Below are 23,858 nucleotides of genomic sequence, written 5' to 3'. Positions count from 1 at the left end.
GGGGGCCCCGCCGCGGTCACATCGGCGTCAACCTCATGGGAGTTATCCACAGATCGTCTGACCTTTTCCACGGCTGTGTACAACGCTGTGGATAACCCGGGGGAGGGCTTGACTCGGCAGCCCTCCACCCGCTACGCGTCCCGGTGGGTCACTTCCACTGGGTGGAGACGGCGAAGCCGCCCGCGATGAAGCCGAAGCCCACCACGATGTTCCAGTTGCCGAGCGACTCGACCGGCAGGGTGCCGTCGGTGACGTAGAAGACGACGATCCAGGCCAGCCCGATCGCGAAGAGCGCCAGCATCACGGGCGCGACCCAGCTGCGGTTCGTCAGCTTGATCGCGGTCGCCTGCTTGGCGGCGGGCGGCGGCGTGTAGTCGGCCTTCTTGCGGATCCGTGACTTCGGCACGAGGGACTCTCCTGTCGATGCGCTGCGTGACCGCGCAGGAACGTGGGCTGCTGGCTGGTACCGGAGCGGGGAGCGAGGGGGCACCGTCGTCCCGCCCGGCCGTCCGTTAGCGTAGTGCTTCTGCGACGCCTAAGGAGATAAGGGTACGTTGAGCAATTCCGCCGACTCTCCCCGAGAGCCGGCCCGGCGCGGACGATGGCGGCCGGTCCGGCTGCTCACCGCTGCCGTCTTCGCCCTCGCGGGCCTGCTCTTCGTCACCAGCTTCAACACCGCCAAGGGCACCAACATCCGCACGGACGACTCCCTGCTGCGCCTCTCCGACCTGGTCCTCGAGCGCAGCGCCAGGAACGCCGAGCTGGAGGAGTCCACCGCGGCCGTCCGCGCCGAGGTCGGCGCCCTCGCCCGCCGGGACGCCGGGACCAGCCGGGACGAGGCCGCACGGCTCGGCGCCCTGGAGAAGGCCGCCGGCACGACCGAGGTCGCGGGGCAGGGCCTCACCATCACCCTCAACGACGCCCCGCCGGACGCCCGCGCCGCCCCCGGCTACCCGGAACCGCGCGCCGACGACCTCGTCATCCACCAGCAGGACCTCCAGGCCGTGGTGAACGCCCTGTGGGCGGGCGGCGCCGAGGGCATCCAGGTCATGGACCAGCGGCTGATCTCCACCAGCGCGGTGCGGTGCGTCGGCAACACCCTGCTCCTCCAGGGCCGGGTCTACTCGCCGCCCTACAAGGTCACCGCCGTCGGCGACGTCCGGGCCCTGCGCAAGGCGCTCGACGACTCCCCCGCGATCCGGAACTACCTGCTGTACGTCAAGGCGTACGGGCTCGGCTGGAAGGTCGACGAGCGCGGGGCGACCACGCTGCCCGGCTACTCGGGCACGCTCGATCTGCACCACGCCGCCCCCGCGGCCCCGTAGCGGCCGAGGGCACGGCGGCGTAGGTCACAGGCTTTCCACAGGTTCCCCAAGAGGAGGGGTACGGGCCGTACTCTGGTGCGGTATCGAACGGAAGGGACAGCAGACGTCATGTACGGCTGGATCTGGCGGCATCTCCCGGGCAACGCGTGGGTGCGCAGCGCCCTCTCGCTCCTGCTCCTCCTCGGGGTCGTCTACCTGCTCTTCCAGTACGTGTTCCCCTGGGCGGAGCCTCTGCTTCCGTTCAACGATGTGACGGTGGACGGTCAGCAGTGAGCGCGCGCATCCTCGTCGTCGACAACTACGACAGCTTCGTCTTCAACCTGGTCCAGTACCTCTACCAGCTGGGCGCCGAGTGCGAGGTCCGCCGAAACGACGAGGTGGAGCCGCAGCACGCGCAGGACGGCTTCGACGGCGTCCTCCTCTCGCCCGGCCCCGGTTCGCCGGAGCAGGCCGGGGTGTGCGTCGAGATGGTGCGGCACTGCGCGGCCACGGGCGTCCCGGTCTTCGGCGTCTGCCTGGGCATGCAGTCGATGGCCGTCGCCTACGGCGGGGTCGTCGACCGGGCCCCGGAACTGCTGCACGGCAAGACCTCGCTGGTCCTCCACGAGGGCGGCGGCGTCTTCGCCGGACTGCCCTCGCCGTTCACCGCGACCCGGTACCACTCCCTCGCCGCCGAACCGGATGCGCTGCCGGACGTCCTGGAGGTCACCGCGCGCACCGAGGACGGGATCATCATGGGGCTGCGGCACCGCGAACACGCGGTGGAGGGCGTGCAGTTCCACCCGGAGTCGGTCCTCACCGAGCACGGGCACCTGATGCTCGCCAACTGGCTGGAGCGTTGCGGCGACACCGGGGCGGTCGGCCGCTCCGCCGGCCTGGCTCCGGTGGTGGGCAAGGCCGCCGCGTGACCACCGCGCGCCCGGAGCACGATCCGGCGGGGGACCGGGGCAGTCCGGACGGCGGGCAGCACGGATCGCCGTGGTTCCGGACGCCGAACCTCCCGGAGCCGCCTTCGGAGCCGCACGGGAGCTCCGGCGGGCACGCGGACCAGCAGCCGCAGCAGCAGCCCTACCAGCCGTACGCGTCGTACGGGGCGTACCCGGAGGCGGGGCCGTACGGCACCCACCCGGAGGCGCAGCCGGGGCCCGACGCGTACGGTCAGCAGCCGCAGCACCAGTCGTACGCGCCCGGACCGGCCGCCTACGCACCGCAGGCGCCCTATGCCCAGCCCCCGGCCGACCCGGGCACGGGCTCCCCGCGCGACCCGTACGGCCGACCCCCGGCCGATCCGTACGCAGCGGCACCCCAGGAGCCGTACGGGCACCCCGGCGCGTACGCCACCGAGGCGGCTCCGGACCACGTCGGCCCCACCACCGGCCCCGGCGGCACGGCCCCGCGCCATGACGGCGGCGCCGCGACCGCGCCCGCGGCCATGGCGACACCGCCGCCATGCCGGTCGTGGAGGAGCCGCGAAGAGCGGACCGAGAACCGGCGGCCGACCACTCGGCCGGCGCCCACCCGGGCGGCGACACCGCCGCGGCGCCCGTCGGCGGCCGGGCCGAGCGGCGGCGGGCCGCCAAGGGCCGCGGGCGCCGTCGGGGCGCGGCCGGCCCCGCCACCCCGCCTCCCCCGACCGCCTCCGCGGCGGGCGGCGCGCCCATGACGCGTATGGAGGCGCGCAGGGCGGCCCGGGCCGCGAAGGAGAGCTTCGCCGTCATCGCCAGCCGGGCCGTCGGTGAGATCTTCATCACCTTCGGCGTGCTCATGCTGCTGTTCGTCGTCTACCAGCTGGTGTGGACGAACGTGCAGGCCGGCATGGAGGTCGACGAGGCGAAGAACCGGATCACGGAGGACTGGGCGAAGGGGGGCGCCGGCGCGCCCAAGGCCTTCGAGGCGGGCGAGGGCTTCGCGATCCTGCACATCCCCAAGCTGGACGTGGCCGTCCCCGTCGCCGAGGGCATCGACAAGGAGAAGGTGCTCGACAAGGGCCTGGTCGGCCACTACGCCGAAGGTGCTCTGAAGACCGCCATGCCCTCCGACAAGGAGGGCAACTTCGCGGTCGCCGGGCACCGCAACACCCACGGCGAGCCGTTCCGCTACATCAACCAGCTCAAGCCCGGCGACCCCATCGTCGTGGAGACCCGGGACACGTACTACGTCTACGAGATGGCGAGTATCCTGCCGCAGACCCCGCCGTCGAACATCTCGGTGCTGAAGCCGATCCCCGACGGATCCGGCTTCAAGGAGCCCGGCCGGTACATCACTCTGACCACCTGCACGCCGGAGTTCACCAGTACGTACCGCATGATCGTGTGGGGCAAGATGGTCGAGGAACGGCCCCGGGACAAGGGCGAACCGCAGGCCCTCACCGGCTGACGCAGGCGGGCCCGGGCCCGGGCGACATCTCAAGACGGGAAGAAGTAGTGGCAGCACGTGTGCGCGGCCGGATCGCCGCCGCCATCAGTGTCTTCGGCGAACTGCTGATCACCGCAGGCGTGCTGATGGGCCTGTTCGTCGTCTACTCGCTGTGGTGGACCAACGTCCTCGCCGAACGCGAGGCCGGCCGGCAGAGCGACGCGATACGCGAGCGCTGGTCGGCGGCCGACACGGGGCCCGGGGCACTGGACACCAAGGACGGCATCGGCTTCCTGCATGTCCCGGCGATGGACAACGGCGAGGTGCTGGTCAAGAAGGGCACCGGCGAGGACGTCCTCAACCACGGCGTCGCCGGCTACTACACCGACCCGATCAAGTCGGCGCTGCCGCAGGACAAGCAGGGCAACTTCACGCTGGCCGCTCACCGCGACGGGCACGGGGCGAAGTTCCACAACATCGACAAGCTGAAGTTCGGCGACTCGATCGTCTTCGAGACCAAGGACACCTGGTACATCTACAAGGTCTACAAGACGCTCCCGGAAACCTCGAAGTACAACGTCGAGGTGCTGGAGCCGATCCCGAAGCAGTCGGGGAAGACCAAGCCGGGCCGCTACATCACGCTGACGACCTGCACCCCGGTCCTCACCTCCAAGCACCGCTACATCGTGTGGGGCGAGCTGGAGCGCACCGAGAAGGTCGACAAGGACCGCACGAAGCCGGCGGAGCTGCGGTAGCCGCCGCCGCGGAGGGGCTGCCCGGGGCGCTCACCGCAGGAGGCGGGCGCACGGAGCGGGCCTGAGCCCGCACCCCGCCGGACCTCAGCCTGCACCCCGCCGGACCTGAGCCCGTACCCCGCCGGACCTCAGCCTGCACCCCGCCGGGTCTGAGCCGCTCCCCGCCGGGCCGGAGCCGCGCCCTGCGGGGCCGGGGCGGCGTGAGCAGCACCGGACGCGGTGCACGGGGCGGCCCGAAGCCGAGCGGCGGCCCCACCGGCCCGCGTCCCGGCCGGACGGGGCGAGACCCGGCAGCGAGGCGCCTGGCGGCGTGGCGACCCGGCAGCGAGGCGGTCCGGCGGACATATGAGGGGGCCCGGAACCCCTGCGGGTTCCGGGCCCCCTCATGCCTGGGTGCGCATGCCTCACTCCGGCTTGGTCGGGATCACCGCGCCTTGCTCGCCGAAGCCGAACCAGCCGCCCTGGTCGTCGTTCCCGTTGTCACCGTTGTCGTTGTCGCCGCCGCCACCGGGGTTGCCGCCGCCGAAGGCCCGCGTCTTGACGTTGATCGTCGAGTTCGGGTCGGCCGGCTTGCCGGGCTTGGGGTCCTGGTCGACCACGAAGGCCGTCCCGTCGTTCGGGCCGTCGACCGCCAGCTGGAAGCCCTGCGCGGCTGCCTCCTGCTGCGCCTGCGCCAGCGGCTTCCCGGTCAGCGTCGGAGCGGGGACCTTCTGCTGCTGCGGGCCCTTGGAGACCTTCAGCGTGATCGCGGAGCCCTTGGCGGCCTGCTGGCCCTCGCCCGGCGCCTGGTCGATGACCTCGCCCGCCGGCTTGTCCGAGTCGACCTCCTCGCGCAGGACCCGGAACTCCAGGCCCTCCAGCTGCGCCTTCGCCGAGTCGTACTGCTGGCCGATCACGCGCGGCACGTCCACCTTCGCCTGGGTCGCGATGGTGATCGTGACCTCGCTGCCCTTCTCGGCCTCGGTGAGGCCCTCCGGGTCCTGGCGGATGACCGTGCCCTCGGGCTTGTCGGATTCCTCGGTCTCGACCTTGACCTTGAAGCCCTCGTTCTTGAGGTTGCCGGTCGCCAGCTCCTGGCTCTGCTGCAGCACGCTGGGGACCTTGACGAGCGGGGCGCCCTCGGAGAGCCAGACCCTGATCTCGCCGTTCTCCGCGATCTTGGCGGTGCCGTCGGCCTCCGGCTGCTGGCGGCAGATGGCGTCCTTGGGCTGGTCGCAGCGCTCGGTGCCCTCCTGCTTCACCTGGACCGTGGCGTTCACCGCCGACTTCCGGGCGGCCTCCATCGTCTGCCCGACCAGGTTGGGGACGACGACCTCGCGCGGGCCCTCCTCGGTGTCGAAGACCGCGCGGCCGATGAGGACCGCGCCGACGAGCACGAGGATGCCCGCGAGGGCCAGCAGCACCGTGGAGACGTTGGACTTCTTCTGGGGCTGGCGGCGCCGCCCGGCGCCCCGGTCGTCGTAGCCGTAGCCGCCGTCGTCCGGGTTCATGGGCGGCAGCATCGAGGTCTGCGCGGTCGGGTCCGCGGGGTGCATCGCGGTGGTCGGCGCGTCGGGGTGCGGGTAGCCGTAGCCACCGGGAGCGCCCATGGCGCCCATCGCCGCGGTCGCGGCCACCGGCTGGCGGCCCTCCAGGCACGCCTCGATGTCGGCGCGCATCTCGTCGGCCGACTGGTAGCGGTAGTCCGGGTCCTTGACCAGGGCCTTCAACACGATCGCGTCCATCTCGGGCGTGATCTCGGGGTCGAAGACGCTGGGCGGCTGCGGCTCCTCCCTTACGTGCTGGTAGGCGACCGCCACCGGCGAGTCGCCGATGAACGGCGGCCGGACGGTCAGCAGCTCGTACAGCAGGCAGCCGGTGGAGTACAGGTCGGAGCGGGCGTCGACGGTCTCGCCCTTCGCCTGCTCGGGGGAGAGGTACTGCGCGGTGCCGATGACGGCCGCGGTCTGCGTCATGGTCATGCCGGCGTCACCCATGGCACGGGCGATGCCGAAGTCCATGACCTTGACCTGACCGGTGCGGGTCAGCATGACGTTCGCGGGCTTGATGTCGCGGTGGACGATGCCGGCGCGGTGCGAGTACTCCAGCGCCTGGAGGATGCCGACGGTCATCTCCAGAGTGCGCTCGGGCAGCAGCTTGCGCCCGGAGTGCAGCAGCTCGCGGAGGGTGGAGCCGTCGACGTACTCCATCACGATGTACGGGATGGAGACCCCGTCGACGTAGTCCTCACCGGTGTCGTAGACGGCGACGATCGCCGGGTGGTTGAGCGAGGCGGCGGACTGGGCCTCACGGCGGAACCGGGCCTGGAAGGACGGGTCACGGGCCAGGTCCGCCCGCAGCGTCTTCACGGCGACGGTGCGGCCGAGCCTGGTGTCGTGGGCGAGGTAGACCTCGGCCATGCCACCACGGCCGAGCACCGAGCCCAGCTCGTACCGGCCGCCGAGGCGACGCGGCTCTTCCATAACTGTTCCAGCCCTCTCCGTCAGTCCCGACCGCACCCGTCTGTGTGGTCCGGCGGTGTGCTGTTCGGGCAAAGGCTACCGGGCACGGGAAGCTGATCAGGCCGTGACCGGAAGCTGATACGGGACCGGTACACAGGCACCGCGGACATCACACAGGCCACACGCGTCACCCACGGCTGTCGAGGACCGCCTTCATCACATCGCGGGCGATCGGCCCCGCGAGGCCGCCGCCGCTGATGTCGTCGCGGGTGGCGTCGGAGTCCTCGACGATGACGGCGACGGCGACGGGGGAGCCGCTGTCGGTCTTGGCGTACGAGATGAACCAGGCGTAGGGGCGGGCCTTGTTCTTCTCGCCGTGCTGCGCGGTGCCCGTCTTGCCGCCGACCTTGGTGCCGGGGATCCGGGCCTTCGTGCCGGTGCCCTCCTCGACCGTGACCTCCATCATCTTCTGGACGAGCTGCGCGGTCTCCGCGGACATGGGCCGGCTCATCTCCTCGGGCTCGAACCTCTCGATCGGGTCGAGGTTCGGCGCCATGATCGAGTCGACCATGTACGGCTTCATCAGCTTGCCGTCGTTGGCGATGGCGGCGGCGACCATGGCCATCTGGAGGGGCGTGGTCGCGGTGTTGAACTGGCCGATCGCGGACTGGGCGTTACCGCCGCGGTCCATGTTCTTGTCGTAGACCGAGGCGACGGCGCGGATCGGGGTGAAGATCTCCGAATTGAAACCGAACTTCTCGGACATCTCGACCATCTTGTCGCGGCCGACCTCGTCACCGAGCTTCGCGAAGACGGAGTTGCAGGACCACTGCATGGAGTACAGCAGGGTGGCGTTCTCGCAGCCCTGGGCGTGGTTCTTCATGGGCGTCCGGGACAGCGGGATCATGTACGGCTCGGGCGTGTCCGTCGGCGCGTTGATGTCCTTGACGATGCCCGCCTCTATCGCGGCGGCCGCCGTGACCACCTTGAACGTGGAACCGGGAGGGTAGATCTCGCGCAGCGGCCGGTTCTGGAACGGCTTGTCGGGGTCCTTCTGGATCGCGTTCCACGCCTTGCCGTCGGCGTTCGAACGCCCCGCGATGCTGCCCGGATCGTACGAGGGCGTGGAGGCCAGCGCCAGGATCTTGCCCGTCTGCGGGTCGATGGCGGCGACCGCGCCCTTCTTGTCACCGAGGCCCTCGTAAGCGGCCTTCTGCGCGGCGGCGTTGAGCGTCGTGACGACGTTGCCGCCCTTCTTCGTCTCGCCGGTGAACATGCTGAGCGTGCGGTCGAAGAACAGCCGGTCGTCGTTGCCGGTGAGGATCGGGTCGTAGATCTTCTCCAGCTTGTCGGAGCCGAAGACCGAGGAGGCGTAGCCGGTGACGGGCGCCCACAGCGGGCCGTCGACGTAGGTGCGCCGGTACTTGTACATCGAGTCGTCGCTCTCGGCGGAGCCGGTGATCGGCTTGCCGTCGACGATGATGTTGCCGCGCGGGTAGCTGTACCGCTCGATGGCGGTCCGCTGGTTCTTCGGGTGCGAGTTGAGCTCGTCGCTGCGGACGAACTGGAGCCAGTTGTCCCGCAGCAGCAGCGCGAGCACCAGCAGGCCGCAGAAGATGGCGATGTGGCGCAGGGGCTTGTTCACTGTCGGACCACCTGGGTCATCTCGGCGTCGGGGTTCGGGGCGGGGGCCGGGGCCGGGCGGCGGGCGGTGTCGCTGACGCGCAGCAGGATCGCGATGAGCGCCCAGTTCGCGATGACGGAGGAGCCGCCGTACGCGAGGAACGGCATGGTCATACCGGTCAGCGGGATGAGGCCCATCACACCGCCGGCGACCACGAAGACCTGGAGGGCGAAGGCCCCCGACAGCCCGCAGGCGAGGAGCTTGCCGAACGGGTCGCGGGCCGCGAGGGCGGTGCGCAGACCGCGCTCGATGATCAGGCCGTACAGGAGGATGAAGGCCATGGCGCCGGCCAGGCCGAGCTCCTCCCCGACGGTGGCGAAGATGAAGTCGGAGTTGGCGGCGAACCGGATCAGGTCGGAGTTGCCCTGGCCGAGGCCGGTGCCGATGGTGCCGCCCGCGCCGAACGACATGTGCACCTGCGTCATCTGGTCGCAGGCCCAGGCCATGTTGGTGTTCGGGGGCGCCGTCTCCAGGCACTCGAAGGGGTCGAGCCACGCCGCCACGCGGGACTGCACGTGCCCGGCGAACGAGCCGACGGCGACCGCGCCGCCCACGGCCATCAGCAGACCCATCACGATCCAGCTGGTCCGCTCGGTCGCCACGTACAGCATGATGACGAACAGGCCGAAGAACAGCAGCGACGTGCCGAGGTCGTTCTCGAAGACCAGGATGACCAGGCTGAGCGCCCAGATGGTGAGGATCGGGCCGAGGTCGCGGCCGCGGGGCAGGTAGAGGCCCATGAAGCGGCGGCTGGCCAGCGCGAGCGCGTCGCGCTTCACCATCAGGTAGCCGGAGAAGAACACCGCCAGCACGATCTTGGCGAACTCTCCCGGCTGCACCGAGAACCCGGCGATGTTGATCCAGATCTTGGCGCCGAAGCTGTCCGTGCCCAGCCCGGGCACCAGCGGCAGCAGCAGGAGGACGATCGCCACCATCATCGAGATGTACGTGTAGCGCTGGAGTACCCGGTGGTCCTTGAGGAACAGCAGCACCAGCAGGAAGAACGCGACGCCGATCGCCGAGTACATGAGCTGCTTGGGCGCGTCCGGGGTGAACGTCTTGTACATGCTCTGGATCCGCGGCGACTGGTCCAGCCGCCAGATCAGCACCAGGCCCAGGCCGTTCAGCAGGGTCGCCAGCGGCAGCAGCAGAGGGTCCGCGTACCGGGCGAACTTCCGCACCAGCAGGTGCGCGATGCCGGCGAGCAGGCCGAGGCCGACACCGTAGCCGAGCATGCCGGCCGGGACCTCGCCGTCGATGGCGAGGCCGACGTTCAGGTACGCGAAGACCGGGATGGCGACGGCGAACGCCAGCAGCAGCAACTCCGTGTTGCGGCGGCTCGGTGCGTCGATCGCGCCGATGGTGGTCGTGTTGGTGACAACGCTCATGGTGGTGAGAAGGCCCCCCTACGGGTGCTTACTGCTTGCCGCAGTTCGAGGCCGCCCGCTTCTCGTCCTCCGTGAGGGTGGGACCCGGGGCGGGGGTGGGCGTGGTCGCGGCGGCGCCGGGCTTGGCGTCGGCCGTGCCGTCGGGCTGCTCCCCCGCGGCCGGGGACGCGGACGTGGAGGGGGACGGCGACGCGGAGGCGGCGGGCGCGGTGGCGGCCGAGCGCTCGGCGGCCTCGCGGGCCTGCTCGCTCTTGCGGCAGGCGCTCGCCTGGACGCCCAGTTCTCTGATCTTCGCCTCGGCCTTGGCGAGGCTGCCGCCGGCGATGGTCTCCTCGACCTGCTGCTGGTAGTAGGCGGGGAGGTACTTGAGTTCGATGTCGGGGTGGTCCTTCTCCACCTCGGACAGCGAGATCCACGCGAGCTTCTGGCTGATGCCGCGGTAGAGGGCGACGTGCCCGTTGTTCGCGCCGACGTAGTACTGGGTCTGGGTCCAGCGCCAGCCGGCGTACCCGCCCGCACCGAGCAGACCCAGCACGAGCACCATCAGGAAGATCCTTTTGAGCCAGCCGCCTTTGCGGCGTGGCTTGGCGAGGTCCTCGTCGCGGTACGCCCGGTGGTCGCCCTCCGGCGGCATACCGGAGTAGTCGATGTCCTGGCCGCTCCCGGGCGGGCCGAAGCCGCCGGCCGGTGCCTGCGGGGCGGGGCGCCCTAGCCCGGAGGCCCGGCCCGCGGGGGTCTGCATCGCGCCGCCGTCGTTCAGCTGCGGCTGGTTCTCGGCGACCGCGCCGACCACGACCGGTGCGTCGTGGAGCTGCCCGGCCAGGGTGTCGCCGCCGTCCACGTCGAGGACGTCGGCGATGATCACCGTGATGTTGTCGGGGCCGCCGCCGCGCAGGGCCAGCTGGATCAGTTCCTGGACGGTCTCCTGCGGGCCCTGGTAGCTGGCGAGGGTCTCCTCCAGCGTCTGGTGGGAGACGACGCCTGACAGTCCGTCGGAACAGACGAGGTAGCGGTCGCCGGCGCGGACCTCGCGGATGGACAGGTCCGGCTCGACGTGGTCGCCGCTGCCCAGGGCGCGCATGAGGAGGGAGCGCTGGGGATGGGTGGTGGCCTCCTCCTCGGTGATGCGCCCCTCGTCGACGAGCCGCTGCACCCACGTGTGGTCCTGGGTGATCTGCGTGAGGACGCCGTCGCGCAGCAGGTACGCGCGCGAGTCGCCGACGTGCACGAGCCCGAGGCGCTGGCCGGTCCACAGGAGGGCTGTGAGGGTGGTGCCCATGCCCTCCAGCTGCGGGTCCTCCTCGACCATCATCCGGAGCTGGTCGTTGGCCCGCTGCACGGCCGTACCGAGCGAGGTGAGGATGTCCGAGCCGGGGATGTCGTCGTCGAGCGTGACGAGGGTGGAGATCACCTCGGAGGAGGCGACTTCGCCGGCGGCCTGGCCGCCCATGCCGTCGGCGATCGCGAGGAGCCGCGGGCCGGCGTAACCGGAGTCCTCGTTGCCCTCGCGGATCATGCCTTTGTGCGACCCGGCGGCGAAGCGCAGTGACAGACTCATGCGCACCTCACCTGTCGGCTCGGGGTACAGCCGGTCTCGTCGAGCCACACTGCCCACCCTCCGGTCGGGAGCCCTGCCCGGTCCGCGCGGACCGCTGCGGCTCGCTCGCTCCGCTCGCGCCTCTTCATGATGTAGCACTACTTCCGCAGCTCGATGACGGTCTTGCCGATGCGGATCGGCGCTCCCAGCGGAACGGGGGTCGGCGAGGTGAGTCGGCTCCGGTCGAGGTACGTGCCGTTCGTGGACCCGAGGTCCTCGACGATCCACTGGCCGTCACGGTCCGGGTAGATCCTGGCATGGCGGCTGGAGGCGTAGTCGTCGTCCAGCACGATCGTGGAGTCGTGGGCCCGGCCCAGCGTGATCGTCTGGCCCTGGAGGGCGACCGTGGTGCCGGTGAGCGTGCCCTCGGAGACGACCAGCTTCGTGGGGGCGCCACGGCGCTGCCGCTGCTGCGGAGGGGCGCTCTGGCGGCCCGACGCCTGCGGGCGGGCGCTCTCGCGGCGCGCGCCGCGCTGCGTGACCCGCGTGCCGAACAGGTCGCTGCGGATGACCTGGACGGCCACGATGACGAACAGCCACAGTACGGCGAGGAAACCCAACCGCATGACCGTGAGGGTCAGCTCTGACATTGCCCCCGCTTCACCCTTCGGCTTGCCGGAAAATGATGGTGGTGCTGCCCACGATGATCCGCGAGCCGTCGCGGAGCGTAGCGCGGGTGGTCTGCTGCCCGTCCACCACGATGCCGTTGGTGGACCCGAGATCTTGGATCGTCGAGGGCGTTCCGGTCCGGATCTCGCAGTGCCGGCGGGACACGCCGGGGTCGTCGATCCGCACGTCGGCGTCGGTGCTGCGGCCCAGGACCAGCGTCGGGCGGGAGATCTGGTGGCGGGTGCCGTTGATCTCGATCCAGCGGCGCACCTGGCCGGTGCCCGGGGTGTGGCCGGGGCGCCCGGCGGCCGGTGCGGCGAGACGGCTCCGGGACGGGGGCCGCCCGCCCCGGTGCCGGGCGGCGGCGCGGCGGGCATGGGCGGGGCGCCGGCCGGCGGATAGCCGTAGCCGCCGGGACGGCCCTGGCCGGGCGGTGGCGCGGCCGGACCGGCGTGGCCCGGGTCCAGGGGCTGCGCCGACGGGGAGGAACTGGACGCGAGCGTGCGGCTGCGCACCCGGTACAGGCCGGTGTCGAGGTCGTCGGCCTTCTCCAGGTGCACCTTGATGGGGCCCATGAAGGTGTACCGCTGCTGCTTCGCGTAGTCGCGGACCAGGCCGGCGAGCTCGTCGCCGAGCTGCCCGGAGTAGGGGCTCAGGCGCTCGTAGTCCGGTGCGCTGAGCTCCACGATGAAGTCGTTGGGGACGACCGTGCGGTCCCGGTTCCAGATCGTCGCGTTGTTGTCGCACTCGCGCTGGAGGGCTCCGGCGATCTCGACAGGCTGGACCTCGGACTTGAAGACCTTGGCGAAGGTGCCGTTGACCAGGCCTTCGAGACGCTGCTCGAACCGCTTCAGGACTCCCATCGGGCACCTCCTCCGTCGTTGCCGTCCTGGTACTGCTTACTGATCGTATCCACGCGTCGGGAAATCGGCTGGTTCCCCTTCTCTGCCCTGTGGATAAGTGTCACCTCTCACATCTCCCACACGGATCGTAGAGGCGCCCTGTGGACAGTGTCCCGCACCCTGCGCGGAGCGGGGGTGTACGGGACGAGGGCGCCCGGATTCGGCCCCCGCGGCTCGGACACCGGGGCGGGCCTGCGGGGCCCGGTGCCGGCGCGGGTGCCAGGGCGGTCGTCGGCGGTGCTTGCGGGGGGTGGTGGTCGTCGTCGGGGGTGGGGGTGGTGGTCGGTGCGGGTGGGTGGTGGTTGCAGGGGCGGTGGTGGGGAGTGGGTGCCGGGGGCGGTGATGTCGTGGTGGGAGGCGGTGGGCGGTGCCTTCCGGGTCGGTGGAGCACGGTGCTCGGGCGGTGGCGGGGTGGGTGCGTGGGTGCAGCCGTCGCGAAGCCGGGGCATCGCCGGGGCAGGAGTGCCCTCGTGCTGCTTCCGTGCCCTTTCCGTGCCCTTACCGTGCCGCTTCCGGGCTGTTTCGGGTCGGTGAGGAGGAGAGGGGAGGGGACAGGTCGCGGCGGAGGACCGGAGCGGGTCGTGTGCCGGGTGCGGACCGGAGGCTCCGCGGGGCTGCGCGGCGGCGTCGCGTCCGGTGCGTTCCGGCTCGGCCGCGGAGGCGCGGGTGGCCGGCGGTGGCCGGCGGTCGGCTCCGGGGTGCGGTCCGCGGTCTGCGGCACTGAGGACGCGGAGGCGAGTCCCGGCGCGGGGGTCCGGCGCGAGAGGCGGGCCGCCTTCGCCGACCGGGCTCCTTCGCCGGCGGCGGGCTGCCCGGGCCGGGCGCCGGGTGCAGGCATCCGTCGGTGGAGGGCGACGCTCGACGGCCGGGATGCTCGGCGGCCGGGATGCTCGACGGCCGGGATGCTCGGCGGACCGCCGGGCGCCGGAGACGAGCGCTCGCCGGCGCGGCCCCTCGGCCGGCCGCCGGGCACCGAGTTCCTGCTGCCGCACTTCTCCCCGTACCTCTCTGGCCGTGGCCCGCCCCCCGCCGTGGCGTCGGAGCCCGCTGCTCCCGGGCCTCTCCCCTACCTCCTTGTTCGGCTGCCGGGCCGCCGAAACAAAGGGATGTGAACCCGCCCGCCATGACGTGCTAATCTTCAGATGTCGCCAGGCGGTCGCACCGAGAAGGTGGAGGCCGGAGGCGGCAACACCCAAATGCGCGGGTGGCGGAATAGGCAGACGCGCTGGATTCAGGTTCCAGTGCCCGAAAGGGCGTGGGGGTTCAACTCCCCCCTCGCGCACAACGCGGAACGGGCGGCATCAATAGATGCCGCCCGTTCTGCTTTTCCTGTTGTCCTGTCCGATGTCGTCCTGAGCCTCGATGCCCGGCGGCGTCGTCCGCGCCGAGCCGACCGGGGCACCGGCGCCCGTCGGTGCCCGTCGGTGCCCGGCGTCCGGTCGGCCGCGGTCTGGTCCCGCCCACGACCGTCGGCCAGAGGCTCTCCCGGTGGTTATCCACAGGGGGAGACGGGAGCAAGGGCGGCAGGTACCTTCTGGGTTCAACGACGGCGGGCGGGTGTACGGCCCAGTAAGGACCGGGGGGCTCATGGACGACGGGATGCGGGTTGCCGTGCCGGCTCAGCGTGCGGGCGGCGCCCGTACCAGGGGTGGCGCGGCCGATGGCGTACGGATTCCGGTGGTACCGGGATTCGCGCAGCGGCAGTACGGGGCGTACGCGGCGGGCGGCAGCGACGGGCCCAAGGCGCGCGGCAAGGCCCTGCGCGAGCGGGTGCCCCGCCGGTCGCACGACATGCTGGTCGTCGGGGCGGGGCGGCCGGACGCGGTGCGGGCCGTGGAGGAGTCCAACCGCGGCCGGGTGCCGGCGCTCGCGCCGATACGGGCCGGGAGGATGGCGGCGACACCGTTCTCGTTCCTGCGCGGGGCGGCCGGGCTGATGGCTCACGACCTGGCGGAGACCCCGGTGACCGGGGTGGGCGCGCAGATATGCGGTGACGCGCACGCCGCGAACTTCGGGTTGTACGGCGACCAGTGGGGGCGGCTGGTCATCGACCTCAACGACTTCGACGAGACCGTCGTCGGCCCCTGGGAGTGGGACGTCAAGCGGCTCGCCGCGTCCCTGGTGCTGGCGGGGCGGGAGGTCGGCGCGGCGGAGGACGTCTGCCTCGCGGCGGCCTACGACGCGGTGGGCGCCTACCGGCGGACCATGCGCCTGCTGGCCAAACTGCCGGTGCTGGACGCCTGGAACGCCATCGCCGACGAGGAACTGGTCTCCCACACGGACGCGCGGGACCTGCTCGGCACCCTGGAGCGGGTCTCGGAGAAGGCGCGGCGGAACACCAGCGCACGGTTCGCCGCCAAGGCGACGGAGCTCTGCGAGGACGGCGGGCGTCGGTTCGTCGACGCGCCGCCCGTCCTGCGGAGGGTGCCGGATGCGGAGGCGGCTGCGGTCGCGGGCGCGCTGGGGCCGTACCTGGAGACGCTGCCGCCCGACCGGAGGCCGCTCCTGGCGCGGTACGCGATCCACGACGTGGCGTTCCGTGTCGTCGGTACGGGCAGCGTGGGCACCCGGTCGTACGTGGTGCTGCTCCTGGACCACCGGGGCGAGCCGCTGGTGCTCCAGGTGAAAGAGGCGCGGCCGTCGGCGCTGCTGCCGTATCTGCCGGCGGCCGGGTTCGCCCGAGACGTTTCCGCGGAGAGTGCCGGCGGCGACTGCGGGCACGAGGGGCGGCGGGTCGTCCTCGGGCAGAAGCGGATGCAGGTCGTCAGCGACAGCCTGACTTCTGCTACGCGACATAGGTCATGTCCGGTACGCTCACCGCCATGCGGACAGACACACTCAGCAACGCGATTGACGTTGCGTCAGACAGGGTGGGGGCCGTGCGGCGCGCGGTCGTCTACGCCCGGCAGTCAGAGGCCCGGAAGGACAAGAGCGAAGGCAGCACGATCACGCAGGTAGCCGAGTGCACCGCGCTGATCAACAAGGCCGATGACCTCAAGCACACGGCCACGTATGAGGACATCGACCTTTCCGCGTACAGCGGAGTTGAGCGCCCCGACTTTGAGCGAATGCTCGGGGACGCGCGCTCCGGGCTGATTGACGTCATCGTCGTCAACTACATCAGCCGCTTTTCCCGGCAAGAGCCGAAGGATGCTCTTCCGGTCATCCTGGAATTGCAGCGCCTGGGCGTGCAGATCGTCAGCGTGTACGAGGGTCCCATTACGGATGACCTTGTTGGACTGATCACGCTTCTCATGCGTCTCAACGCCGCGCACGAGGAAAGCAAGAACAAGAGCAAGGCGGTAAGCGGCACAAAGAAGACGCTCAAGGCCGCTGGGGGATTCGTCGGCGGAGTGCCGCCCTTCGGCTTCCGCACGGAAGTGCATCGAAACGGAAAGCTCACAATCCGCGTGCTCGTCCACGAGCCGGACGAAGTCTCGATCATTCGGAAGATCGTCGCGCGCATCCTCGAACACAAGGACGTGCCATACGTCCCAGGAAAGTCGCACCCGGGTTCGCTCACCGGAGTGTGCGCGTGGCTCAACGAAACGGGCGTGCCGACCCGGGGCATCGAGTCGCACGCTAAGCGCGGTATTGCTGCCCCTTCGTGGAAGGTGACCACCGTTCGCCGCGTGCTGACAGACCCGCGCCTCATGGGGCACCTGACTGAGCCCGTGTATGAAACCGTTCAGAAGCGAGACGGCTCCGGCACGTGGCAGAGGCGGACTGGCTACCGCAGCGTGCGGGACGAGCACGGAAAGCCCGTGATCTCCCATGAGCCGATCATCGGCGCTGCCGACTTCCACGAGTTGCAGAAGTGCCTTGCCGTCCACAAGGAGGGCAGCAAGCCGAAGGGAACTCTTCTCACGCGTGGTGACTCCCTTCTGTCCGCGCTGGGCATTCTCCGCTGCGAAGGCGGACACACCATGTGCAAGCAAGCCGGAGACTCCCCGCGCATGACGACGTACACATGTCAGCGCAAGAAGGGAACGAAGAGCACGCACGAAGGGACGGTCTCCATTCTCCGTGACCGGCTGGACGACTACGTTGCCCGTTCGGTCATGTCTCGACTCGTGGCACTGGACTACGAAGACCCGGGCGATATGGCGTTGCTCACCGAAGCGACCCGCCGTTTCGCTGCCACTGTGAGCGCCCCGGAAACCGTGGCGGAGAAGTCAGCAATCGTGGCGGAGCGCGCGGACTACAAAGCGGCGCTGGACGAGCTGTACGACGACTATGACGCCGGGGTCTACAAGGGGGCCACGGGACGCGAGCGATTCATTCAGAAGCGCGACCGCCTTGAGGCTTCTCTCAGCGCCGTAGACGAGCGCCTAGCGGCTCTTGAGGCGGAGACTCCGCAAGTCCTCAGCGTGGATATCTGGACAGCTCACGAAGGCGACCCCATCGGCCCCGGATCGTGGTGGCACGGGGCGACCCTTGCCGACAAGCGCGCGTTCCTCAAGCTCTTCGTTGAGCGGGTGGAGGTGCGGAAGGCTTCGGCGTTCGGCACACAGTACGCGCCCGACCCGGTGAACGAGCGAGCCCGTATCCACTGGGCGAAGCCTGGTGGGAGCGCAACCATCTGAGCCCGTCTGAGCGCCGTTCACGGCCCGTTGCTGGGATTCCCCCCGGTGGCGGGCCGTTCGGCTTTCCTGGGGGCGCGTGTGACCCCTGGGAGGTGTGTGTCAGTCGGTGCGCCTATGGTCGGGAGCGCTGGCGTCGAGTGACGAGTGACGGTTGTGAAGCTGAATCTGGATTTACAGCGTGAGAGAAGTTGTTTATATTGCTCTCTCTTCTCACCTAAACAGCGGGTGACCTGTGGTTTCTCGTAGCTTCGGAGTCACCTTGCGACTGGCTTGCGAGTCACCTTGAGTCACCTCTCTTGGTCTGTGGCTGGCATGGCAGCGGGGTGAAGAGTGTTGGAGCGCACCTTTCAAGGGGTTTGTGAACTTTGGGTAAGTACATAGATGACATGGCCGCTCGCTGTGCCCTGGACACCGCAGCGCAGCACGCCGACAGGGCAGGAACCCCCCTGCCGTTCGTGTGGTCGGGGGCGCAGTGGACGACGCCGGGCGGGGAGTGGCGGGACTGGCCGCTGATTCGGCGCGGCATGGGTGAGTGGCTGCGCGCCGTGGTGGCGGGACTGAACGCCGACGAGGGGAGCGCGGAGCGCCGGAGCGTGCTACGCGACCGCATGGGGGTGATCATGGACGCGCTGCCCGATGCGACTACCGCCGAAGAAGAGGACGACCTCTTGGCGTCCATGGCGGCGCTGCGCAAGGAACTGGAGTCCATTCCCGCTCCTGCCAACGTCGACCCCGCCATAGAGCGTGACGTGCGCGCCGTGGCGTCAGAGATTGAGTCCGCTTCCGATGCACGCGCGACTCAACTCCTGTCGCTGGCTTCGCAGTTCGAGGCGTTCCGCGCTCCGCTGAACGACCCCGCCGCGTGGGTCAAGCGTCTGGGGACTGCACCGCACAGCGCGCATGTCCGTACGTCCGCTGTGTGGGATGCGTTCGCGTCGGCAGAACCGGTACTGGCTCGCTCGCTGGGAACGGTGACGGGCAAGCGCGCCTTGTTCGCCGCGATGGACAAGCGCTTCGGTGCGCGCCGGAAGCTGTCGGGGTACGAGGGGTGGAGGGGTGTGGCGCTCCCTTTCGCTGATCATCGCTCTCCGTGACCACTGAAACAGGCGTCCACAAACGATGGTTTTTGAGACGACCCCGCCGACCACTCCAGAGCCCCGAAACCCTGTAGCAAAACCCGTCTCGGAACTTACTCAAACCCCTTGATGTTCTGAGACGAGTTGTGAGACTGTCTCGTCATGGACGCGAACACGGGGCACATGATCGGGTACGCACGGGTGAGCACCGATGATCAGGAAGCGCAGTTGCAGCACGACGCGCTGACTGAGGCAGGTTGCGCCCGGATCTTCACGGACAAGGCGAGCGGGAAGAACACGGACCGCCCGGAGCTTGCCGCCGTTCTCGACTACGCGCGCCCCGGAGACACGGTGTGCGTGTGGAAGTTGGATCGGTTCGCCCGTTCGCTCATCGACCTTGTGACGATGGTGGACGCTCTGCGGGAGCGCGGTATCGGCTTCCGGGTGCTGACGGGGGCGCTGGCCAGCATCGACCCCGCTACGCCCGATGGTCGGCTCATGCTTCAGGTGGTCGGCGCGATGGCGGAGTTCGAGCGGGACTTGATCAAGGATCGTACGCGGGCCGGTCTCGCTGCTGCCCGTGCACAGGGCCGCACTGGCGGACGACCGGCCGTGATGGACGCTGACAAGGTGGCTGCGGCCAAGGCGCGCCGTGCGAAGGGTGAGAGTGTCACGGCCGTTGCCAAGGCTCTCGGGGTGTCCCGCGCGACGCTGTACCGGGCGCTGAGCGACACCGAGTAGTCCGTCAGCGGGCAAGGTGCGGTGGAACGGCGGTTCTTACCTTGTTTCTGTCTTCCTTGAAGGAAGTCACGAGGAAAATAGAAACGGGCTCCGAACCACCGTTTCACCACACCAGGGGCGGGGCGCTGCCTAAGTTCAGCCGCAACCCTCCCTGGCAACCCCGGCCCAAGCACGACGTACGCACCCTAGGTGTGATCCCTTTTTTCGGGTGACGTTCGCTGCTTGACCAGCAGCAACGTGCTGGACGACCCCGGAGAATGACCCCTTGAGGGGGTGGGGAGTACCCCCGAAACGCCCCGATTAGGACCGGAACGTGGTGGCAGCGCTGGCCCGGTACGGGTTTCGGGGTCGGCGCGCTCTCGCAAGGCATCCGGCCTCAGCTGACCGGAACACCTGGTGATCAAACGGGTGCCACCGGTGAAGTGCCGGGCGTACTCTGGCCGTACGGCTTGACTTCGTGCCAGGGAGCGCGCACATGACCGAACTGCCCGCAGAGCTGACGACCGGCGAACGTATCCGCATCCTTCGGGAGCGCCGGGGACTGAGTCGCCCCGTGCTGGCCGGTCTCGTCGGCCGGTCGCCTGATTGGCTCAAGAAGATTGAGAACGGAGACCGTGACCTACGGTCGATTACGCACCTTGTGCGTCTGGCGAACGCGCTGCACGTCCCGGACGTGGCGACGCTGACGGGCGGAGAGCTGAGCATCCCCGCTGACGCCGTGGGCAAGCTGTCGCATGGGTCCGTAGCGGCCATCAGGGCGGCGCTCCACGGCGTCTCGTTCGCTGGCACGCCGACCGTGGGCACGGTGTCCCCCGAAGCGCTGAAAGGCCGCGTAGACGGCGCGTGGCGACTGTGGCACTCAAGCACTCACCAGCGGACCGAAGTGGGCGCGCTGCTACCGGACTTGATCCGTGATGCCCACGCGTGCGTCAAGGCTCACCAGGGCGACGACCGGCGGACCGCTCACGCTGCCACCGGGGACCTGTACCGGCTTGTTCAGCGGCTCTTGGCTCACATCTGTGAGCCTGAGCTTTACTGGCTCGCTCTCGACCGTGGACGCGCGCACAGCGAGGAATCCGACAACCCGGTATCGCTCGCCCTTGCCGCCTGGTCAACGGCCATCGGGCAGCGTGCGGCAGGCTTCGCCGAAGAAGCCGTTCAGACCGACGAAGCGGGTATGGCGCTCCTGCGTAACCAACTGGAGAACGGTCCGGCCGAACTCCTCGGCGTTTACGGGGCGTTGAACCTGCAAGCCGCTATCTCATGTGGCCTTGACGGTCGGTCTGGCGACGCTGAGCGCTACCTCACCGAAGCGGACCGTACGGCCCGCCGACTGCCCGCCGACTACACCCAGACGCAATCGGCGTTCGACGCATCCAACGTCGCCATTCACGGCGTGAGCGTCGGCGTGGGTCTGCTTACCCCCGGTGAGGCGCTGCGGCGTGCGGAGAGCATCGCGCCCGAAGGGATCACGTCGCTTGAGCGCCGCTCTCGTCTGCTGCTCGACATCGCGGCCGGTCATCAGCAGAAGCGCGAGACGGCGGCAGCCGTGCACTACCTCAGCCACGCCCACCGCGTGACCCCGGAAGGCATCCGGTATGTGCCCATGGCGCGGGGGCTCGCTGCCGAACTGGCCAAGACGGCAACCGGCCCGCTCAAGGGTGAAGCGGTCGCGCTCGCTGAGGCGGTCGGCGTGGCCGCGTAGTCCCCCAAAGGGGTAGGGGGACACTTTGTCCCCCTCGCCAACTCCCCTCCCCCCTACGGTTCTTCGACCTGCTGTCGAGACCGAGGGGGCGCACCCGTGTCCAGCGTTGCAAGACTCCTGCCGTGGACGACTGAGGACGGCAAGGCGTGTCTGCTCAGCACGGACGGCGCGGAGGGCGGCTACCTCTCCCGTCTCGCCGACGAGATGGAAGCGGTACAGCTCCGGTTAGGCGCTGAGCTGCTGGGGCACGTCGGCGCGGTGCTCGAAGACCCCAAGGCATCGCCTACGGAGCTGCGGTTTATGGTCGCGCGGCTCTCTGAGTCGCTGCGGGACGCGCTGAGGGTGGCTGAGTCGCGCGGGCTGCGTCTCGGCATGGCGGACGACGTGCCGGAAGAAGACAGCGAGGATGCGGCCCCGACTCTGCCCGCTGAGGCGTTCGGATGAGCCGCACGGTCATGCGGTACGTGAAGCACGTCATCACCCACGTGCCGGAAGGCGGTGTCACGGCTGAACTGTTCTGCACGGCGCACGGGTGCGGTCAGTCATCGGGTCCCCAGGGCGACCCGGACGACGCGCAAGACTGGGCGCTACGGCATACCGGCCGGACTGGTCACGACGTGTTCCGGCGCGAGTACACCGATCATGCCCGCGTGACTCGCTGCGAGTAGACCCCGGCCCGCTGAGCGACGGCGAGCAAGACAGCTCAGCGTGTCGGCCCCGGCCCCGTTCGTGTGCTGCCCCCGTGGCGCATGGGCGGGGCTTCCACGTGCTCCGACCCGGTACCGTGGCGTATAGCCCCGTCCGGCTGTCTGTCCGCAAACACGCTGCCGGGCGGGGTCTTTGTATGCCCAGCTCACAGCGCCTTATGTGCTGTAGTCGAAGGGCTGCTCGGCTGGACGACAGTGGAGGGCCGTCCGTACCAGGTGCGGCAGTTCCGCAACCGCAAGGGCAGTGTCGACCCGTCGGCGCTGGCGGCCGACCAGATCGACGACTACGGGCGGATGACCGGGGCGCTCCTGGCCCGGGCGCACGCCCACAGTGCAGACCCGCGGCTCATAGCGGCGTACTGCGGCAAGAGCGACGAGCTGGACGCCGCCGTGGCGCGGTTCGCCGTGGCCTACGCCGACCGGACGGAGGCGGACCACGCCGACCTGCTGGCCGCCGTGCGCAGCGGGCGGGTCCGCGCCGAGCTGGGGGTGTGACGGGCAGCGGCCGGCCGCCCGTAGTCTGGTCGGGTGACGACCCCGAGCGACGACGTGAACGGCGCCCCCGCCCCGCAGGCACCCGAGGCCGGCGACGGTCCGGAGGCCGCGGAAGTGCCTGAGGCCGGGGAGGCGCCCCAGGCCGTGGAGGCGCCCGAAGCCGCGGAAGCGCCCCAGGCCGTGGAGGCGCCTGAGGCGCGGCTGGCGCGGGCGGTGCGGGCCGCGGAGCAGGCGCTGATCGAGTTCGAGATCGCGGTGGAGACGTTCCGCATCGAGGTGGAGAACTTCTCGCGGCTGCACCACCAGCGGCTCGGGCCCGTGTACGCGCGCCTGGAGGAGCTGGACGCGCTGATCGCGGAGGCGCGGGCCGAGCGCAGCGGCGATCCGGAGGACCTGCGCAGGGCGCAGGAGCTGCGGGCCATGGTGATGCCGATGCCCGGGGTGGACGAGCTGTTCCACCACTGGGTCGACTCCGAGGGGCTGTCCCCGGAAGCGGCGGCCATGCTGAACGAGCAGTCCGTGCAGGCACCCCCGCGGGTGCGGCCCGGTGACGAGGCGCGCCGCCTCTACCGGGAACTCGTCCGCAAGGCGCACCCCGACCTGGTGACGGAGGACGCGGAGCGGGCACGGCGCGACGAGTTCCTGACCCGTGTGAACGCCGCGTACGCCCGCGGCGACGAGGCCCTGCTGCGCGAGCTCGCGGACGAGTGGGACGCGGGACCCGCCCCCGTGGCCGCCGACGTGAGCGAGAGCGAGCAGCTCTATGCCCGCCTGGACTGGCTGGCGCAGCGCAAGGAGCTGCTGGCGGCGCTCGCCCGGGAGCTGGAGGAGGGGGCGATCGGTTCCATGCTGCGGCTGGCCCCCGACGACCCGGACCGGCTGCTCGACGAGGTGGCCGAGCAGCTCCTCGCCCAGGTGTCCGAGCGTGAGGCGGAGCTGGCGGGGCTGCGCGCCTCCTGAGGCCACCGGTCCGCGCCTTCCGGGGCCGCGGCGGCCACCGGGGCCAGGCGCCGCGGGGTACCCGGCTCGGAATGCGATGCTGGCAGGGGGCACCGGCGCAGCGCCGCCAGTGCTCGCACCAGCTCCCCGCCGCGCTGTACACGAGAGAAGGCCTGACCCATGAATTTCGCCCCGCTGCCGACCGTGGACGTCGCGTCCGTGCCGGCCGACGCGCTGCTGCTGGACGTCCGGGAGCAGGACGAGTGGACGGCTGGGCACGTCGAAGGGGCCCTGCACGTGCCGATGAGCGACTTCGTCGCCCGCTTCGGCGAGGTGACCGAGGCCGTGGCGGACGGGCGCCGCGCCTATGTGATGTGCCGCGTCGGCGGCCGCTCCGCGCAGGTCACCCAGTACCTGGTGCAGCAGGGCATCGACGCCGTCAACGTGGAGGGCGGCATGATCGCCTGGGAGGCCGCCGGGCGTCCCATGACGACGCAGCACGGAGCCCCGGCCGTCGTGCTGTGACCTGCCCCGCCGGCCCCTGGTCCAGGGG

Annotated in this window: 19 protein-coding genes, 1 tRNA gene and 2 pseudogenes; 15 read left to right on the top strand and 7 right to left on the bottom strand. The window is 70.3% G+C overall.

Annotated elements, in window-relative coordinates:
* Positions 1-148 precede the first annotated feature (148 nt).
* The gene (gene crgA / locus L6E17_RS17540; protein ID WP_071268636.1) at positions 149-406 is read right to left on the bottom strand and encodes a cell division protein CrgA; all 258 of its coding nucleotides are present in this window, start codon (positions 404-406) and stop codon (positions 149-151) included.
* 148 nt (positions 407-554) lie between these two features.
* Here crgA and L6E17_RS17535 point away from each other — a divergent pair, with 148 nt between their 5' ends.
* The 5 genes from L6E17_RS17535 (at position 555) to L6E17_RS17515 (ending at position 4,435) form a co-directional block, all read left to right on the top strand.
* Entirely contained in the window at positions 555-1,325 is a 771-nt protein-coding gene (locus L6E17_RS17535) for a DUF881 domain-containing protein (protein WP_236241680.1), read from the top strand.
* A 108-nt stretch (positions 1,326-1,433) separates the two neighbouring features.
* Positions 1,434-1,598, top strand: a complete 165-nt coding sequence (locus L6E17_RS17530) for a hypothetical protein (RefSeq protein ID WP_236241679.1) — start codon at positions 1,434-1,436, stop codon at positions 1,596-1,598.
* Positions 1,595-2,233 (top strand): aminodeoxychorismate/anthranilate synthase component II, encoded by a 639-nt coding sequence (locus L6E17_RS17525; RefSeq protein ID WP_236241678.1) that lies wholly within the window; start codon positions 1,595-1,597, stop codon positions 2,231-2,233. The genes L6E17_RS17530 and L6E17_RS17525 overlap by 4 nt, the downstream gene beginning before the upstream one ends.
* Positions 2,234-2,774: 541 nt before the next feature.
* Entirely contained in the window at positions 2,775-3,701 is a 927-nt protein-coding gene (locus tag L6E17_RS17520; protein ID WP_236241677.1) for a class E sortase, read from the top strand.
* Positions 3,702-3,748: 47 nt separating this feature from the next.
* On the top strand, positions 3,749-4,435 hold the full coding sequence (locus tag L6E17_RS17515) for a class E sortase (RefSeq protein ID WP_236241676.1): 687 nt from the start codon (positions 3,749-3,751) through the stop codon (positions 4,433-4,435).
* A 404-nt stretch (positions 4,436-4,839) separates the two neighbouring features.
* On the opposite strand, the gene pknB is transcribed toward L6E17_RS17515, so the two are convergent.
* The 6 genes and pseudogenes from pknB to L6E17_RS17485 form a co-directional block, all read right to left on the bottom strand.
* Complete coding sequence (gene pknB / locus L6E17_RS17510; protein WP_236241675.1) at positions 4,840-6,897, bottom strand: Stk1 family PASTA domain-containing Ser/Thr kinase; 2,058 nt, start codon at positions 6,895-6,897, stop codon at positions 4,840-4,842.
* A gap of 166 nt (positions 6,898-7,063) precedes the next feature.
* Positions 7,064-8,521: a penicillin-binding protein 2 gene (locus L6E17_RS17505; RefSeq protein ID WP_236241674.1), complete on the bottom strand. Its 1,458-nt coding sequence runs from the start codon at positions 8,519-8,521 to the stop codon at positions 7,064-7,066.
* Positions 8,518-9,948: an FtsW/RodA/SpoVE family cell cycle protein gene (locus tag L6E17_RS17500; protein WP_236241673.1), complete on the bottom strand. Its 1,431-nt coding sequence runs from the start codon at positions 9,946-9,948 to the stop codon at positions 8,518-8,520. The genes L6E17_RS17505 and L6E17_RS17500 overlap by 4 nt, the downstream gene beginning before the upstream one ends.
* 28 nt (positions 9,949-9,976) lie before the next feature.
* Positions 9,977-11,506 (bottom strand): Stp1/IreP family PP2C-type Ser/Thr phosphatase, encoded by a 1,530-nt coding sequence (locus L6E17_RS17495; RefSeq protein WP_236241672.1) that lies wholly within the window; start codon positions 11,504-11,506, stop codon positions 9,977-9,979.
* Between the two features lie 137 nt (positions 11,507-11,643).
* Positions 11,644-12,135, bottom strand: coding sequence for an FHA domain-containing protein (locus L6E17_RS17490; protein ID WP_236241671.1), 492 nt, complete (start codon positions 12,133-12,135; stop codon positions 11,644-11,646).
* A gap of 10 nt (positions 12,136-12,145) precedes the next feature.
* Positions 12,146-13,017, bottom strand: a pseudogene (locus tag L6E17_RS17485) (FhaA domain-containing protein).
* 1,237 nt (positions 13,018-14,254) lie between these two features.
* Between L6E17_RS17485 and L6E17_RS17480 the strand changes: the two are divergent.
* From L6E17_RS17480 to L6E17_RS17435, 10 genes and pseudogenes are all read left to right on the top strand, one after another.
* Positions 14,255-14,338: transfer RNA gene (locus L6E17_RS17480), tRNA-Leu, on the top strand.
* A 305-nt stretch (positions 14,339-14,643) separates the two neighbouring features.
* Positions 14,644-16,014, top strand: a complete 1,371-nt coding sequence (locus tag L6E17_RS17475) for a DUF2252 domain-containing protein (RefSeq protein WP_236241670.1) — start codon at positions 14,644-14,646, stop codon at positions 16,012-16,014.
* Entirely contained in the window at positions 15,936-17,642 is a 1,707-nt protein-coding gene (locus L6E17_RS17470; protein ID WP_236241669.1) for a recombinase family protein, read from the top strand. The genes L6E17_RS17475 and L6E17_RS17470 overlap by 79 nt, the downstream gene beginning before the upstream one ends.
* A gap of 386 nt (positions 17,643-18,028) precedes the next feature.
* Positions 18,029-18,736: a hypothetical protein gene (locus L6E17_RS17465; RefSeq protein WP_236241668.1), complete on the top strand. Its 708-nt coding sequence runs from the start codon at positions 18,029-18,031 to the stop codon at positions 18,734-18,736.
* A 144-nt stretch (positions 18,737-18,880) separates the two neighbouring features.
* Positions 18,881-19,459, top strand: a complete 579-nt coding sequence (locus tag L6E17_RS17460) for a recombinase family protein (RefSeq protein ID WP_236241667.1) — start codon at positions 18,881-18,883, stop codon at positions 19,457-19,459.
* Between the two features lie 475 nt (positions 19,460-19,934).
* A complete protein-coding gene (locus L6E17_RS17455; protein ID WP_236241666.1) occupies positions 19,935-21,164 on the top strand; it encodes a helix-turn-helix domain-containing protein in 1,230 nt (409 codons plus the stop codon).
* Positions 21,165-21,260: 96 nt separating this feature from the next.
* Positions 21,261-21,608: a hypothetical protein gene (locus tag L6E17_RS17450; RefSeq protein ID WP_236241665.1), complete on the top strand. Its 348-nt coding sequence runs from the start codon at positions 21,261-21,263 to the stop codon at positions 21,606-21,608.
* 428 nt (positions 21,609-22,036) lie between these two features.
* Positions 22,037-22,366: pseudogene (locus L6E17_RS17445) on the top strand (DUF2252 family protein); the annotation flags it as partial.
* Positions 22,367-22,399: 33 nt separating this feature from the next.
* The gene (locus L6E17_RS17440) at positions 22,400-23,326 is read left to right on the top strand and encodes a hypothetical protein (protein WP_374109072.1); all 927 of its coding nucleotides are present in this window, start codon (positions 22,400-22,402) and stop codon (positions 23,324-23,326) included.
* Between the two features lie 159 nt (positions 23,327-23,485).
* Positions 23,486-23,830 carry a rhodanese-like domain-containing protein gene (locus L6E17_RS17435; protein ID WP_236241664.1) on the top strand — a complete coding sequence of 115 codons (345 nt, stop codon included), beginning with the start codon at positions 23,486-23,488 and terminating at the stop codon, positions 23,828-23,830.
* Positions 23,831-23,858 lie beyond the last annotated feature (28 nt).

This window comes from Streptomyces sp. CC228A, assembly GCF_021390935.1.
Classification (GTDB): domain Bacteria; phylum Actinomycetota; class Actinomycetes; order Streptomycetales; family Streptomycetaceae; genus Streptomyces.
The sequence above is the reverse complement of the archived record's forward strand: the minus strand, read 5'-3'. Positions and strand labels throughout refer to the sequence as shown.